The organism is Bacillus cereus group sp. MYBK108-1, from assembly GCF_051917185.1.
GTDB lineage: Bacteria > Bacillota > Bacilli > Bacillales > Bacillaceae_G > Bacillus_A > Bacillus_A cereus.
Window position 1 is genome coordinate 88,602 of record NZ_JBQAHZ010000015.1, and the last position, 15,280, is coordinate 103,881.

Consider the following 15,280-nt stretch of genomic DNA (forward strand, 5'->3'; position numbering starts at 1 on the left):
TCTTTAAAAATTATAGGACTATTATTTAATAAGAAAAGTCGATATAGATTACAACACCCTTACAATGGTGTAAGGGTGTTGTAAATAAAATGAACAATAAAAGTAAAAAGAAAGGTAAAATAATGAATCATGGTATAATGATATAAGACTTACATATCATTTTGTCATTTGGAGAGGAGCTTGAAAAATGTATTCTACTTTAGAACAATTAACAAAGCACCCTGTATTTTATCATTTTGCAGAAATTTCAAAGATTCCTAGAGGATCAGGTAATGAAAAGGAAATTAGTGATTATTTAGTGGGCTTTGCAAAAGAGCGTAACTTAGAAGTCATTCAAGATGAAGCATTAAATGTCATTATTAAAAAAGAAGCAACAGCTGGTTATGAAAATGTACCAGCTATTATTATCCAAGGTCATATGGATATGGTTTGCGAAAAAAATCAAGCAACAGTACATGATTTTGAAAAAGATCCAATTGAATTACGAATCATTGGGGACATGTTATATGCAAATCAAACAACTTTAGGTGCTGATAATGGTATTGCAGTTGCGTATGCATTAGCTTTATTAGATTCGAAAGAAATTCCGCATCCAGCACTTGAAGTCGTTATCACTACTGAAGAAGAAACGACAATGGGCGGGGCTTTTGCTATTGATCCAAATCATTTTGAAGGAAAGATATTTATAAATATTGATTCTGAAGAAGATCATAAATTACTTGTAAGTAGTGCAGGTGGTGCGAAAGCTGTTGAAACAATTCCCGTAATTTGGGATGAAACACCAGCGGATATGGATGCATACCGTCTATATGTTGGTGGTCTAAAAGGCGGACATTCTGGTATGGAAATTGATAAACAACGCGGTAATGCGAACAAAGTATTAGGACGAGTATTACGTGATTTATCAGCACATATGGAGTTTAACATAAGTGAAGTTCACGGCGGTTTAAAAACGAATGCAATTCCGCGTGAAAGTGTAGCTACAATTTTAATTCGTACAGAAGATGTAGGAAAAGTAGAAGAAAAATTAGAATCATGGACACGTGTATTACAAGAAGAAATGCGTGCTGTTGATCCAGATGTTCATGTTACACTGACAAAATTGGATGAAACAGTTGAAAAAGTATTTGCTAAAGAGACACAAAAGCAGCTTATTTCATCATTATTCTTAATTCCAAATGGCATTCAAAGCATGAGCATGGATATTAAAGGTCTTGTAGAAAGCTCAACGAATTTAGGTGTTATTGAAACATTGCGAGATGAAATTAAATTACGTAACGAAGTGCGAAGTTCTGTAAGTAGTTTAAAACAACATGTTGCAGAAGAAATAAAATATATTGCTGAATTAGTTGGTGCTACATTTGAAATAGAGTCAGAGTATCCAGAATGGCCATACAATCCAAACTCACAAATTCGTAATTTATTTGAAAAAGTACATCAAGAAAAATACAATAAAGAAATTGAAATCTTCGCTGTACATGCGGGGATTGAGTGTAGCGCATTCGTTCAAAAAATGCCTGAATTAGATGCAATTTCATTCGGACCAGACATTTTTAACGTCCACACTCCAGATGAACATATCAGTATCTCTTCTGTAGTGAATAACTGGGGATTCTTCGTTGATGTAATGAAGGCTACGAAAGAATTAGCTGAGTAATAACGACGGAATAAAAAGGAGCCTATAAAAATTTATAGGTTCCTTTTTTGTATTGGAATTTATCCCGCTATTTGCCGGGCAGCCCGATTGGTTCAACTAATAATCAGTGGGGGATGAATAAAACCACTACTGATTAAAGTTTCAATTTATGAGAAGTCATTTTTCGTTAGTATGTAATATTAAGCTTGAACAATTAATAAGGATGAATTGTTGATGTTTTTTAGTACTGATGAAGGGGTGGAGAAATGAAGGAAAGAAAGCATTTTATTGTTTGTATGTTTTTATTGTTCTTCACATTTAGTTTTATTGGTGTTCAGAAAATAATAGCAGAAGAAGTTGAATTTTCAGGAACAACAGCTCCATTGAATGTAAATGTTAGAGAGGCAAAAAGTTTGAATGCAAATATTGTAGATGTGATTCCCGGAAATACAACAGTATCTTTTAAAGGATGGGAGTATGGTGAAGCGGTTAAAGATTACTGGACAGGAAATTTAGATAATCGTTGGTTTTATTATTTTAAAGATGGAAAAAAAGTATATGTAACGTCAGCGTATATTAATGGAAATCCTCCAAATACATCAATAGATCGTAAATTATCTGTACCTAACATATTACAAGAAAGGTCAAATTGGTGTTGGGCAGGCACTTCGGTTTCAGTTTTAAATTATTTTGGAAAAACTCCTTCACAAGATCAGTACGTTAGGTATGTTAAGGGTGGATCATATAATAATCCTGCAACTTCACGTGAAATACAATATGGATTATCCGGATATGGGGTTAGCTCAGCTATAAGTTCTGGAGCAAAATCGTATGATTGGTTCAAAAGTCAAATTAATAGTAATCAGCCGATGATTGCACTCATTATGTGGCAAAATGGCGCTAACATCGGACACTTTTTAGTACTTGATGGGTTTTATAAAGGGACAAATGGAACAGATTATATAACATACATGGACCCTTGGTATGGTGATCATTATAATCATAATTTCAGTACGTTCCATAACAATAGTAATTTTTGGTGGAGTGAAACTGTTTATAATATCCATGCAAACTAATAATATTAAAAGCGGAGGTTCATAAATGGGAAAACTACTTAAGCTTGTGATACCGTGCATGTGCTTAATGGCCGTTATTATTTTTGCTAGTAAAATTAGTTATGCATCAAAAAATAAAAGTGAATCAGTACAATCGATCGCATTAAAAGATTATCAATATAGTAAGGGAAGTTCTTCTGAAAATTTAAGCTTTGAAAAAATAACAACATCTCCATTTTCGTTACCAATCTATGCAACAATTCCAGCACAGCAAATTTTAAATAGCTCTGAATTTAAGCATTTACTATTACCAACAAATGAAAAGCTGTGGTTTATTATGAAGGGTGAGCAGCCAGAAGGACTAATTGTTGCGAATGATACTGAACCGATTCGAACGGGCGGAGAAAATAGAAGTAAAGATTTATATGGATTATATACAGCAATAAAGAATAATACAAATGAAACAAAAGATATTAGTTATTTCGAATTTGAAGGGCAAGGAATATTGGTAGTAAATCAAAATAATGATCAAGAAATATACCTTAGTAAAGGTGCCGCTGCCATATTAAAACTTCCTGCTGGTCAAAAAGTATTGAGCAGTGAAGTATTACAGAAAATGAAAGAGAGAATTGTAACTGGTTTTGAATAGTGGTAATGTCTGATTCTTTTTTGTGTTTATACGAGGTTGAATAGGGAACAGGATCAATGGTAGCATTAGGGCATCTTTACTGTTTGAAACCTAATAGTGTATATAAAAAGGTTAGAGAAGTTAATTCTCTAACCTTTTTATATTAATGTATGAAATTTAAAAAGTGATGGAGTAAACCAAATAATAAAAGTTTGTCTGCTCTTCTATTTTTATTTGCAATTTAAACTCGTTATATTCCGCTATCTATTGTACAACCTTTTTACATAGCTGAATTTTTTTATTTGAAAATAAGGGTGCATCTATAAAACCATAATGATAAACTAAAATACCTAATTCCACTCTAGAATTAATATGCCATTTTTCTTTAATATGATTAATTATCGTTGAAATTCTTCGAGGGGTAACATATATTTTTTTGGAAATTTCTGCATCTGTATATCCTTTTGCTACATAAATAGCTACTTCTAACTCTCTTTCGGTCAACATTCTTTTCATAAAATACGCTCCTTCGAAATTATTTATATAAAAATCAAAAGAAACTATTAAAAGAAATAAAGGTGAAAAATCATATTTATTTTAATCAGGCTATTTGCGGATAGTAAGATTCCCACCTCAAAATTTAGATGTGGCAAAGAAGTCGAACTCCCTGTAAAAGCCTGCCTGGAGTGGACTAATAATCAGTGGGGGGATAAAACTCCCATTAATTATTAGTGAACCATTTTTTAATAATTTCTCGTATTGTAATACAAGTTTGTAAAAGAAACTATAAATCCATATAATTAGTAATTGTAACTATATTAATTTTACATTACATTAAAAGTTGGGAAATATTCTTATACTCATAAAGTGTTACATTTGAGGGAGGAAAGATGGAATTCTACAATCTTGGTATTATTATTAAAGAACTTAGAAAGAAAAAAAACATGTCACAATCTGAATTATGTCATGGAATATGTTCACAAAGTCAAATTAGTAAGATAGAAAAAGGTATTATTTATCCATCTAGCATATTGTTGTATCAATTATCTGAAAGACTTGGTATTGATCCAAATTATATATTCGCACTAACCAAAAATAAAAAAATAAAATATATTGAAAATGTAAAATGTGTAATGAGAGATTGTGTGAAACAAAAACAATATAATGAGCTTTACGAAATAGTAAAAAAAGAGAAAGATGAGAATAATTTTCAATCAAAAGAAGATAAACAATTTCTATTATGGCATGAAGCGATTGCTATATATTATGTAAATGGAGCAACAAGTAATGCCTTTGACATTTTAAATAGAGCACTAAAACAAACCTTAAGTAGTAGTAACTTTTTATCAGAAAAAGAAATAAGCATAATGAATTCAATTGCTATAATACATGCAGAAAATGAAGAGTATGAGAAAAGTATAAATATATTAAAACAAAGTTTAATTAATTTTAATAAGATAGAATTTCCTAGAGAAAAAGAAATCAAATTAAGACTCATTCATACGTTAACAAAATGTTTACACCTTGCAAATCAATATGAAGAAGCAATAAAGTATAGTGAAATAGGTATAAAATTAGCGATAAATATGAATACTTTATACTTATTAGGTGAATTATTTTTTGAAAAAGGTGCAATTTTATTGAAAGTTCAGTACTCTAATGAAGTTGGTTTAACAGACATAAAAAAAGCATTATTTATATTTGAACTAACTGAAAGAAAACAATATATAAAAATGATCAAGGAAAAATATATTAAAAATCAAGAATAAACAAGAAAGAATTCTAACATAAACTATTCCTAATTGTTATTTATTTCTAAAAAAAGTACTGTAATACGAACTATTCCTAATTGTTGTTTATTGCTAAAATAAATACCGTAATATTAGATAAATATAAAGGGTGGCATTTTATGAAATCAAGAGGAATTACTCGTAAAGCAGATAGCATGGGGCGTATTGTTATTCCAATGGAAATAAGACGGAGTTTAGGAATTGTAGAAAAAGATTCTCTTGAAATGTTTATAGAAGAGGACCAGATTATTTTACGAAAATATCAATCTCCAAGAGCTTGTGCACTTACAGGGGATATTTCAGACAGCAATATTTCGTTAGCGAATGGGAAGATTATTGTAAGTCCAAACGGGATGGAACTGTTAATAAAGAAGTTAAAGCAATATCTTTTAAAATAAAGTGAAACTTTAATCAGGGGGAGTTTTGTTCATCCCCACTGATTATTAGTTGAACCAATCGGACTGCCCGGCAAATAGCGGGGTAAAAGGTAAGTAAGAACTTTAAAATAGAATATACTTGAAAAAAATTCCTCTATCAATTTAGGGGTTTTTTTATTGTTATCAATAAAATTGAGGGGCCGTAGTTCGTTCAATGGAATACGAATTACTCCATAAATAGTCTGACTATTTTTTATAAAAAAACTATTCATTTACATTTTTTGGTTTCGTGTTATATTTTTAATGTTAACATAGTTGTATTGAAAATTCTGATTTTAAAATTAGGAAAACTTTAGAAAATGAAAGAGATTTTTAAATTAAATTTACCAATTCAATAGAGGTTCGTCGGGGAAATGTACCTAAGAAGAAATCTCTTATAATCCACGTTTTTTATTTGTAAATCGGTAGTTCTAATAGCTCTGACGAAAAGCGAAGGAGCAAAAAAGAAATGGATAGTTTGTTTAATAGAAGATAGGGTATAAAAAATAAAACAACGGAGGTTTTATAATGAATAAAGGAATACTGCAGATTACAGAAATTGAAGAAATTAGCATTCCTAATGTATTGAAGGATAAAATGAAGAATCTGATAGAAAATGAATTGAAAACTCATAATCCTTATACTTGTGATCAAGAAATAGCAGCATATTTTTCAAAAGAGTGGCTTAATTGTTTGATTGACTATTCAAAGAAAAATCCGAATTCAGATATGAAAAACCTACTACATATAATAAAAATAGCGAATTGTGGCGGAAACGTACCACCTACTCTTATTAAAAATACTCCATGTGATCCTATGGAAACACTATTACCTGGGGAAAATCGCAGAGGTTTTAATTATGGCGAAGACGAACACGATAGAATGAAAAAATATTTTTATGCAGAATGGGTCACATGGCTTTTTGCCACACTTTTTAATTATGATGCTTTAATTCACCCATCCGAACATGCAGGGAAAAATAGATTTCATCTTATTTCACCTTTAAACAACGATGAAGTTTTGCGAAATGTCGGTGCAAGCACCGGTGGCGGGAACTTTTATCAACATAACGATGCCACAGTGTATACAGATATGAAAGACCAATCAGATATTGAAGCAAGATTGAAAACATTCAATACGAATTTAGAAATTGTATCAAATAGACTTAATAAATCCGTGGAACGAATAGTGTCTGAAATTACTTGTGGAAAATTTACTAGAGTTGATGCTCTTTTATTAAAAGGAGTGTTAAATTTAAAAACTCAAACTCATATTGGAACGCCAAAATTACTGCAAAAGCATCTTGAAGAAAATCACTTCAGTAAAGATGACATATTGGCGATAAGTAAAATGCCTATTGCTCATATCGCAGGAATGGCGGATGGTGAAATATCGGGATTTGTAGGGGAAATAAACCAAATCATATTTTTGGATGATAATGGTGATATTATTGCAACTTGTTTGAATGGAGCGGAAAATAGATTAATTTATGTGGGAGAAAGTGAAGAAGAAAAATTGAAATTTGACATGTTTTTAGAACTCTTACGAACAACGCCTACTTATAAGGTTCCACTTACATCTGAAGATTTATTACTTATACCAAATTCATACTATGGTAAACAAACAAATGTAACTCATGGTAGGGAAAGGTTATCTGAGGAAGAATATAAAATCCCGATTGGAAATAATAAATATGGAAGAAGAATTGTTTGCAGACAATACGTTTCCAGTCGATTACGTGATCAAAAAGAAAGTTACTTTACAGATTTAATTAACTAGTTTAAAGAGAGGAGGGACGATGGGGAGGTTTGGGTTATAATAGCTCAAGCCTTCCCATATTCTTTGTATGGATTTTACTATTGAATTACTTATACTACTATTTTTAGTAGCTGTATTAGCAGGATGGATAGATACGATTGCTGGGGGCGGTGGTATGATAACTATCCCGATAATGTTATTAGTAGGTATGTCTCCTTCTGTAGCGATAGCAACTAATAAACTACAAGGGAGTAGCGGAACTCTCATGGCAACAGTGTTTTTTATTAAGAAGAAAGAAATTAATCTTAAAGAAATGCGTTTGTCCATCTTAATGACCTTTTTGGGATCCGTTTTCGGTGGATGGCTTGTTTTACAGATACGAGCAGAATATTTAATCATGATATTACCTTTTTTACTTATTATTATTGGTCTTTATTTTCTATTATCTCCAAATATAGCAAACGAAGATCGACCGAGAAAAATAAGTATGTTGTTGTTTGCGTTAACAGTGGCTCCATTCCTTGGATTTTATGATGGTTTCTTCGGCCCAGGAACAGGTAGTTTAATTGCTTTAGCGTTCATTCTTTTATGTGGATATAGTGCTACGAGAGCAACTGCAAATGCTAAAATCTTGAATTTTACAAGTAATTTCGCTGCTTTGTTATATTTTATTATTTTTGGCCAAATCGATTGGACAATTGGGTTGATTATGATGCTTGGTCAAATTATAGGATCGTATATTGGAGCGAAGATGGTGCTTACAAAAGGGACGTCATTAATACGACCAATAGTGGTTATTGTTTGCTTTGTCATGGCAATTAAAATTTTTTTACAAAATATAAACTAAATGTAATCAATATATTATTTGGATCAAAGTTAGAGTGTTTTCATGTTCTTATTGCAGTATTACGCTGTTTAAGATGTGTTCAAAATTACACAATTTGACTAGTGTAATGTATTGCGTTATGCTTTTTTTAGTATAAAAGAAAGGCTTGAAGATAATGATTCGTCGTTTGAGAAAGCTAAAAAATGTAGCTGTCGTAGTAAGCTTCTAAGTAAATAGCAAAATATATAATACTTAGAAGCGAGGAATAAAGTTATGAAGTATCCATTATTTAATCATTGGTCAGAAACAAAGTATATAAAAGATATAGTAACAAATCCACTCATTGAAGTGGGAGAGTACTCCTATTATTCAGGCTATTATAGTCATCAAAATTTTGAAGATGGCTGTGTAAGGTATTTGTGGGGGGATGCTAAGTCTCAAGCACTTTTCAATCCAATTGAACAGATGGGATGGCATCTTGATAAACTCATTATTGGGAATTATGTTTGCATTGCAAGTGGAGTAGTCATTTTAATGGGTGGTAACCATAATCATCACTCAGAATGGATTACAGTATATCCATTCGCTGAGCAAATTGAACAATCATATGAACCTAAGGGTGATACAGTCATAAAAAGTGATGCTTGGATTGGAATGAATGCTATAATAATGCCTGGCGTTACTATTGGTGAAGGGGCAATTGTTGCTGCAGGATCTGTCGTAAGTAAAGATGTTCCGCCGTATACAATAGTTGGTGGAAATCCTGCTAAGGAAATAAAGAAACGATTCACTGATACAGAAATAAACATGTTAATGGAAATGCGTTGGTTTGATTGGGATAGGAAATTGATTGAGAAGGCAATTCCGCTGTTATCTAATCCATCCATCGAACCATTATTTGCTTTTTATAAAAATGAAGTGAAAAATAAATAAATCAGTTAGAAAAACTACATCCAGTATAGGGTGTAGTTTTTTGATTACAAAAAACTAATAGTTTAGACTAAATAAAATTCATCTCTAATATAGGTCTAGCAAATAGCTGAATTGAATAATTAAAATCATTGATAGCTAATAAAGCATTAACGGGCAGTAAGACTCCCACTCATTAAAGTTTCACTTTATTTTTTGTAAATATGGAACAAATGTAGCATCTAGATTGTCTATTAATTGTAATCCTAAAAAAATATGAAAGTGCGAATCATTTTGAAAAATATAAGGGGATTAAAAATAGGGATATGTGTGGGAGTACAAAGTATCAGGGCACCTAAAAGTGTCGGATGAGATGGTCTATATGAAAGCGATCCTAACGTCTAATATGTATATATAATTTGAGAACACTGTCTATTTTTTTGAGATTATGTTAGAATAACGCTTTTTTTGAGTACAAAGGTATTGGAGGTAAAAGAAGTGAAAGGTATGTTTTGCAAGAGATTTATTGCAATAGTAACAGTGCTTACACTATTTTTTAGCATGTTCGTTACATTTGGAAGAGCAGCAGCGGAAACAGTTTCTGCTATAGACGTTGAAGCGGGATCAGCAATTTTAATAGAAGCAAATTCCGGAAAAATTTTATATGAAAAAAATGCAGATGAATCATTGGCAATTGCTAGTATGACAAAAATGATGAGCGAATACTTAGTTCATGAAGCGGTGGATAAAGGAAAACTTAAATGGGATCAAAAAGTTAAAATCTCTGAATATGCACATAAGATTTCGCAAGATCGTTCATTATCAAACGTTCCATTAGAAAATGGTGGCTCTTATACGGTAAAAGAGTTATATGAGGCAATGGCAATTTACTCTGCAAATGGTGCAACAATTGCTTTAGTTGAACAGATTGCTGGTAAAGAAGTCAATTTTGTAAAAATGATGAACGATAAGTCGAAAGAGTTTGGAATGAAAGATTATAAATTTGTAAACTCTACAGGCTTAACAAATCAAGATTTAAAAGGATATCACCCAGAAGGGACAACTCTAGACGAGAAAAATAAAATGTCTGCAAGGGATTGTGCAATTTTAGCGCAACGTCTTATTCAAGATTTCCCCAAAATATTAAATACAGCAAAAATTCCTAAAAAAACATTCCAAGAGGGTGGTAAATATCCAATTGATATGGCGAACTTTAACTGGATGTTAAAAGGTTTAATTAAGCAATATGAAGGTGTAGATGGTTTGAAAACAGGAACGACTCCAGAAGCGGGAGATTGTTTCACTGGTACAGTAGAAAGAAATGGTATGCGCCTAATTTCTGTAGTGATAAAAGCAAAATCTCATACGGCACGTTTTGATGAAACAAAGAAATTATACGATTATGGATTTGCGAATTTTGAAGTGAAGAATTTCTATGGAAAAGATTCAGTAATAAAAGGATATGAAACAGTTCGAGTGGCAAATGCAAAAGACAAAGATGTAGTAGTTCAAACGAAGCAAGCTGTTTCACTTCCAATGTCGAAGGGCAATAAAGACATTTATAAAAAAGAATTTAAAGTATTGAATAAAGAACAAGAAGCGCCTATTAAAAAAGGTGTAACAATTAGTAAAATGATTATCTCGCCTAAAGATAATACAGATCCTGGGTTCTTATCAGGTAAATCATTACAAATAGACCTTGTAACAAAATCTGATGTGGAACAAGCAAAGTGGTTTACACGTTTTATGCGTAAAACAGGATCTTTTTTTAGTGGTATGTGGGATAGTGCGATTGATATAATAAAAAGCTAATTTTATAGGATACAACTAAATGTTTCACTTTATAAAAATTTAATAAAATCTTTTCTTTGTATTAAATGTTTTGTTTTAAATTATGTATATAAAGAAATGGAGGTAAAATTAACTTTGTACTGCTTATATTAGAAATTTAAAGAAACAATATGTACAATTCTACACTACATTCTTATAGTGGCCTTTATGAACAGCAAGATTTATATTTTACAAGGAGAACATTTTATGAGTAAGAGAATAAAAGAATTAGATTCGATACGAGGGTTAGCGGCACTTACTGTGGTATTTGGACATTTTTGTTTAATGCTACCATCGTTGCCTAATTCTATTAAATTTTCCCCGCTTAGGTTTTTATGGGCGGGTGGGGAAGCTGTTATCGTTTTTTATGTACTAAGTGGTTTTGTGTTATCTATGGCACTTTATCATTCAAAAACAAATTATTGGGGATATTTAATTAAGAGATTTGTAAGAATCTATATTCCTTATTATTTTTGGATAATCGTTACCTTTGTTTTATTTATTTTATTTTCGTCGTATGAAGTGGTAGGATTACGGGATTGGTTCTATGATAGGTGGCAAGGGTCTATAACAAAATTAGATATTCTAAACCACTTTGTGCTTCTTAATAACTTTTTTACGGAAAATTATAATCCAGTTATTTGGTCATTGGCTCAAGAAATGCGTATATCTATTGTGTTTCCTTTGTTATTCCTTCTTTTTTATAAACTGAATTGGAAGAAAACGATACTATTTGCTTTGAGCTTTTCATTAATTAGTGTTGTTCTTAATATGTTGCATATTGGGAAAGCTGAAGGATTTTATAATGGTTATGCTGATACACTGCATTTTACATCTATGTTTATTGTTGGAATGTTACTTTTTCAGTATCAGGAAAAACTTATCTACTCATATAGGAATATGAAAAAATTTAAAAAAGGATTTCTTATTGCATTAGGGGTTATCCTATATTTATATTCCATTTTAATTTATGGTTTTTCCCGTAATGATACAACTTTCTTATTAAAAGATTGGGGTGTCGTAATGGGGGTTAGTATATTTATTATAATGGCTATGAGTAACCTAAAAGTAAAAGCATTTCTAAATAAGAGTGTATTTGTATATTTAGGAGAAATTTCATACAGTATCTATTTGTGTCATTTTCCAATCATGATGGTACTATTTAAACTTTTGTATACAAAAATACCTATCTTATTCCTTCTTACTTTGTGCATTGCAATGACACTACTTTTTTCTATAGTTTCATATCATTTAATCGAAAAGAAATGTATCAACTGGGCAAAACAAAGAACAACAAATTTTTTGAAAAAAGTATAATTCCTAGATAGATTTTATTTCTTTAGTAAATATATGAATATGACCGATTCCTAAGTATACTTAGGAATCGGTCAATTTTAGATTCTAAATGTAAATATAGTAAAGTGGAATATAATTGAAATCGAAAACCACTTAGAAATAACAATTACGGTGTGAGCTATTGTATAGTATAGATATGGTTAACAATAAAGGGGGAATACATATGTGGAAGCGATTTGTAGCAATTGGCGATAGTTTTACAGAGGGGATAGGGGATGAAGTTGAGGGAATTGCATTAAAAAGCTGGGTAGATCATTTTGTTCAACTGTGTGAAAATGATATAGAATATGCCAATTTTGCAAAGCGTGGGTTAGTAACTAAAGAAATTCAATCGCAGCAATTGGAAAAGGCGCTAACTTTTAATCCAGATTTGGTTAGTCTCATTGCAGGGGCAAACGATGTTTTAAAAGGACGTTGGAATCATGATGCATATAAGAACGATATGGAATTTATGATAGATACATTAAGTAAAGCAGGGGCTGATATTATTATGGCAAACCTTCCAGATTTTACAGTTAGGCTTCCTTTTGCTTCTGAAAAAAAACAAGTAATAAAAGAACAATTATTAGAGGCAAATGAAGTTATACATTCACTGAGCAGAGAGTATAAGCTTCATCATGTTGATTTTTGGAATCATCATTTAGTTAATGACAATACGCTTTGGTCTAAGGATTTAATTCATCCAAACTCAAAAGGATATGTAAAAGTTGCTGAATTAATTTTTAGTAGTTTGCCTGTACAGAAGACAAAATAATAGTTTGCAATGTAACGAATATGATATTAAGTGTATGAAGCTATGTTTTTTAGTAAATGGAAAGAACTAAACATTTAGCAAACAAAGCGTTTCTACGATATATTTCTACAGTAGTGCACAAGTACAGAATCACAAAGAAAGATCACTTATGGAAATAGGTGGTCTTTAAATGTTTTTATAACTAAATTAGTATATACTGTATTACTAACAGTTTCGTACTACATAAAAATTAAGTTCTCTTATAGAAAAACTGATTTTATATTATCTTAAAATATAATAAAACGTTCAAAACATATTTTGGGTATGTATCCTAATTGTGAATGATGTGTAATTTTTTGAAGTATAAATATCCAATAAATAAAATAGGTAGTAGGTGCAGAAGTATTAATACTATATTATTCAATTCTTGTTATGAGTACATTAGTGATTGGTAATATTATATTTTTATTATCAACTTTAGTTATTGGGATTAATTTGCATAGAAAATATGTAGGATAAGAAAAAAATATACTTTATTGTATATTTTTTTGTTTAGTAGGATTTACGGTCTCTTTAAACTATTATGTTAATAAAATTAAAAAACTTAATTCTTGATACCCTTATGGTTAAAGCTATCTATAAAATGAAAATATAAATAAATAATAGTTTGTTATGATTTGTGGATTTGGTTTTTTATCCGAATTTTCTGATTCAAATATTTCAACTTTATGAATATAGTAGGTGAAATATTTGTGTGATAGTATTTGAGATAGAAAAAAGCCAACTTTAAAAAGGATGTGAATTGAATGTGCAAACGACTGTAAAAGATTATATTAAGGCAACGTTTAGCTGTTATTAATGTGAGGAAAAGGTCTATTTTGTAACAGTTGATATAAAAATGAAGAAATAGGTGCACTATAATTTATCTGATTATTTTAAAAATAAAAAACCTTGATGTTAGTCTAGATTTTAACAAAGTAAATTCTAGGTGAAATATTTATAATGATTAATTAGGTTTAATAAAGAGGTACCTTATACGCAAAAGCGTTTATATTAGTAACCTAAGGAGCTTGCTTTTATGAAAACTACTGATTCAAAAGGCCTATTAGGAAATAGGGTTTATTTACAAGTTTTCTCTGCCTATTCATTGCTTATGCTTGGTGTTTTTATTGATATGTTAGCGATTATGACTATAGTTGGGTTTGAATGGGAAGTAGATCCTACTATGATTGGATTGATTCCTGTTGCATATGCACTTCCTGGAATTATTTTTGGCTCATGGGCAGGTGTTATTGCAGATCGTTTTAGAAAAATTCCAATTATGATGTTCTGTAATCTAATGGTTGGTCTAATAACAATTGCTCTTTTATTTGTACAAGATATCCACTGGCTCTTAGTGGCATTAATGATTCGTTCCATTTTTATTGTTTTCTATTATCCTGCACAGCAAACACTAACAAGACAGATTGTATCCCCGGACTTGCTTACTAAAGCAGTAAGTATCAACGGAATAGTAGAGCAGGGTACCAAGATAGTAGGCCCCCTTATAGGGGGCATGTTGTTGAGCTGGTTTCAACCAGAGTTCTGCCTCATTATAAGAGCTATCAGTTGTTTATTAGCTACCTTAGTTCTCATACCCACAATAAAATTTAAAGAAACTATATCGAAAGAATTTGTTGAACAGCAAAAACAAAGTACTTGGACCGCTTGGGTACAAGGGTGGGGTTATGTGTTATCTAATCGGATAATATTATCAACCATGATTTTCGTTACAATAGCCATGGCGGTATTACAATTAGTAGATTCACAATTCCCAACTTTATTTAAGAGCTTATTCCCACATGATAAAAGTAAAATGGGATATATCATTTCTATTATTGGTCTTGGCGGAATACTTGGTGCATTACTAACTCAGAAATTAAAACAATTTCAATATGGCTGGGTAGTATGTGGAGGTATGGTTTTAATGGGAATTGGTTTTGGGGGGATTGGTTTGATAACGCCCGGTACGGTCTTCGTTTTAGCTTATTTAATTAGTTTTATCGCTGGTATCGGAAGTGGGCTGATGCTTGTATCTAATCAAGTCATTTTACAAATAGAATCCGATCAAGATCAAGTAGGAAGAGTATTTGGTATACAAAGCAGTTTAACAAACGCAGTTCTAATTATTTCTCCTGCTATGAGTGGTCCATTAGTGCATTTGTTTGGAGTAACTCAACTCTATGTTTATGGAGGGATTGGGCTTGTTATTATTGGAGTAATTGGAGTTTCACTGCAGAAATATTTATGGGCTAAACATAAACACGAACCTATAAGAGCAAATAATTTTTGAAGGGAAGATTT

General features: G+C 31.2%; 13 protein-coding genes. 12 read left to right on the top strand and 1 reads right to left on the bottom strand.

Features of this window, described 5'->3' with window-relative positions; genetic code table 11:
* The first annotated feature begins 187 nt into the window (after nt 1-187).
* From pepD to ACTFSL_RS19825, 3 genes are all read left to right on the top strand, one after another.
* Nucleotides 188-1,657: a beta-Ala-His dipeptidase gene (gene pepD / locus ACTFSL_RS19815; RefSeq protein WP_135277610.1), complete on the top strand. Its 1,470-nt coding sequence runs from the start codon at nt 188-190 to the stop codon at nt 1,655-1,657.
* 245 nt (nt 1,658-1,902) lie between these two features.
* Entirely contained in the window at nt 1,903-2,712 is an 810-nt protein-coding gene (locus ACTFSL_RS19820; protein ID WP_000664546.1) for a papain-like cysteine protease family protein, read from the top strand.
* Between the two features lie 25 nt (nt 2,713-2,737).
* Nucleotides 2,738-3,340 (top strand): hypothetical protein, encoded by a 603-nt coding sequence (locus ACTFSL_RS19825; protein ID WP_088339130.1) that lies wholly within the window; start codon nt 2,738-2,740, stop codon nt 3,338-3,340.
* Nucleotides 3,341-3,583: 243 nt separating this feature from the next.
* Here the strand turns inward: ACTFSL_RS19825 and ACTFSL_RS19830 are convergent, their stop codons facing one another.
* The gene (locus ACTFSL_RS19830) at nt 3,584-3,835 is read right to left on the bottom strand and encodes a response regulator transcription factor (RefSeq protein ID WP_000827560.1); all 252 of its coding nucleotides are present in this window, start codon (nt 3,833-3,835) and stop codon (nt 3,584-3,586) included.
* A 374-nt stretch (nt 3,836-4,209) separates the two neighbouring features.
* Between ACTFSL_RS19830 and ACTFSL_RS19835 the strand changes: the two genes are divergently transcribed.
* The 9 genes from ACTFSL_RS19835 (at nt 4,210) to ACTFSL_RS19875 (ending at nt 15,269) form a co-directional block, all read left to right on the top strand.
* Complete coding sequence (locus ACTFSL_RS19835; protein WP_000397980.1) at nt 4,210-5,088, top strand: helix-turn-helix domain-containing protein; 879 nt, start codon at nt 4,210-4,212, stop codon at nt 5,086-5,088.
* A 140-nt stretch (nt 5,089-5,228) separates the two neighbouring features.
* Nucleotides 5,229-5,507 carry an AbrB/MazE/SpoVT family DNA-binding domain-containing protein gene (locus ACTFSL_RS19840; protein WP_088339131.1) on the top strand — a complete coding sequence of 93 codons (279 nt, stop codon included), beginning with the start codon at nt 5,229-5,231 and terminating at the stop codon, nt 5,505-5,507.
* Between the two features lie 546 nt (nt 5,508-6,053).
* Entirely contained in the window at nt 6,054-7,304 is a 1,251-nt protein-coding gene (locus ACTFSL_RS19845) for a hypothetical protein (protein WP_071740618.1), read from the top strand.
* Between the two features lie 67 nt (nt 7,305-7,371).
* Nucleotides 7,372-8,130 (top strand): TSUP family transporter, encoded by a 759-nt coding sequence (locus ACTFSL_RS19850; protein ID WP_000347993.1) that lies wholly within the window; start codon nt 7,372-7,374, stop codon nt 8,128-8,130.
* A gap of 252 nt (nt 8,131-8,382) precedes the next feature.
* A complete protein-coding gene (locus tag ACTFSL_RS19855) occupies nt 8,383-9,042 on the top strand; it encodes a CatB-related O-acetyltransferase (protein ID WP_135277608.1) in 660 nt (219 codons plus the stop codon).
* A gap of 474 nt (nt 9,043-9,516) precedes the next feature.
* Nucleotides 9,517-10,830 (top strand): D-alanyl-D-alanine carboxypeptidase family protein, encoded by a 1,314-nt coding sequence (locus ACTFSL_RS19860; protein ID WP_000677649.1) that lies wholly within the window; start codon nt 9,517-9,519, stop codon nt 10,828-10,830.
* A gap of 186 nt (nt 10,831-11,016) precedes the next feature.
* Nucleotides 11,017-12,165, top strand: coding sequence for an acyltransferase family protein (locus tag ACTFSL_RS19865; protein WP_135277606.1), 1,149 nt, complete (start codon nt 11,017-11,019; stop codon nt 12,163-12,165).
* 202 nt (nt 12,166-12,367) lie between these two features.
* Nucleotides 12,368-12,958, top strand: a complete 591-nt coding sequence (locus tag ACTFSL_RS19870; RefSeq protein WP_135277604.1) for an SGNH/GDSL hydrolase family protein — start codon at nt 12,368-12,370, stop codon at nt 12,956-12,958.
* A gap of 1,057 nt (nt 12,959-14,015) precedes the next feature.
* Nucleotides 14,016-15,269: an MFS transporter gene (locus ACTFSL_RS19875; protein WP_000858621.1), complete on the top strand. Its 1,254-nt coding sequence runs from the start codon at nt 14,016-14,018 to the stop codon at nt 15,267-15,269.
* The last annotated feature ends 11 nt before the right edge of the window (nt 15,270-15,280 follow it).

Excerpts from the sequence above, each read along its gene's own strand:
- pepD (WP_135277610.1), top strand. The coding sequence starts at position 188 with ATGTATTCTACTTTAGAACAATTAACAAAGCACCCTGTATTTTATCAT.
- ACTFSL_RS19820 (WP_000664546.1), top strand. The coding sequence starts at position 1,903 with ATGAAGGAAAGAAAGCATTTTATTGTTTGTATGTTTTTATTGTTCTTC.
- ACTFSL_RS19825 (WP_088339130.1), top strand. The coding sequence starts at position 2,738 with ATGGGAAAACTACTTAAGCTTGTGATACCGTGCATGTGCTTAATGGCC.
- ACTFSL_RS19830 (WP_000827560.1), bottom strand. The coding sequence starts at position 3,835 with ATGAAAAGAATGTTGACCGAAAGAGAGTTAGAAGTAGCTATTTATGTA.
- ACTFSL_RS19835 (WP_000397980.1), top strand. The coding sequence starts at position 4,210 with ATGGAATTCTACAATCTTGGTATTATTATTAAAGAACTTAGAAAGAAA.
- ACTFSL_RS19840 (WP_088339131.1), top strand. The coding sequence starts at position 5,229 with ATGAAATCAAGAGGAATTACTCGTAAAGCAGATAGCATGGGGCGTATT.
- ACTFSL_RS19845 (WP_071740618.1), top strand. The coding sequence starts at position 6,054 with ATGAATAAAGGAATACTGCAGATTACAGAAATTGAAGAAATTAGCATT.
- ACTFSL_RS19850 (WP_000347993.1), top strand. The coding sequence starts at position 7,372 with ATGGATTTTACTATTGAATTACTTATACTACTATTTTTAGTAGCTGTA.
- ACTFSL_RS19855 (WP_135277608.1), top strand. The coding sequence starts at position 8,383 with ATGAAGTATCCATTATTTAATCATTGGTCAGAAACAAAGTATATAAAA.
- ACTFSL_RS19865 (WP_135277606.1), top strand. The coding sequence starts at position 11,017 with ATGAACAGCAAGATTTATATTTTACAAGGAGAACATTTTATGAGTAAG.
- ACTFSL_RS19870 (WP_135277604.1), top strand. The coding sequence starts at position 12,368 with ATGTGGAAGCGATTTGTAGCAATTGGCGATAGTTTTACAGAGGGGATA.
- ACTFSL_RS19875 (WP_000858621.1), top strand. The coding sequence starts at position 14,016 with ATGAAAACTACTGATTCAAAAGGCCTATTAGGAAATAGGGTTTATTTA.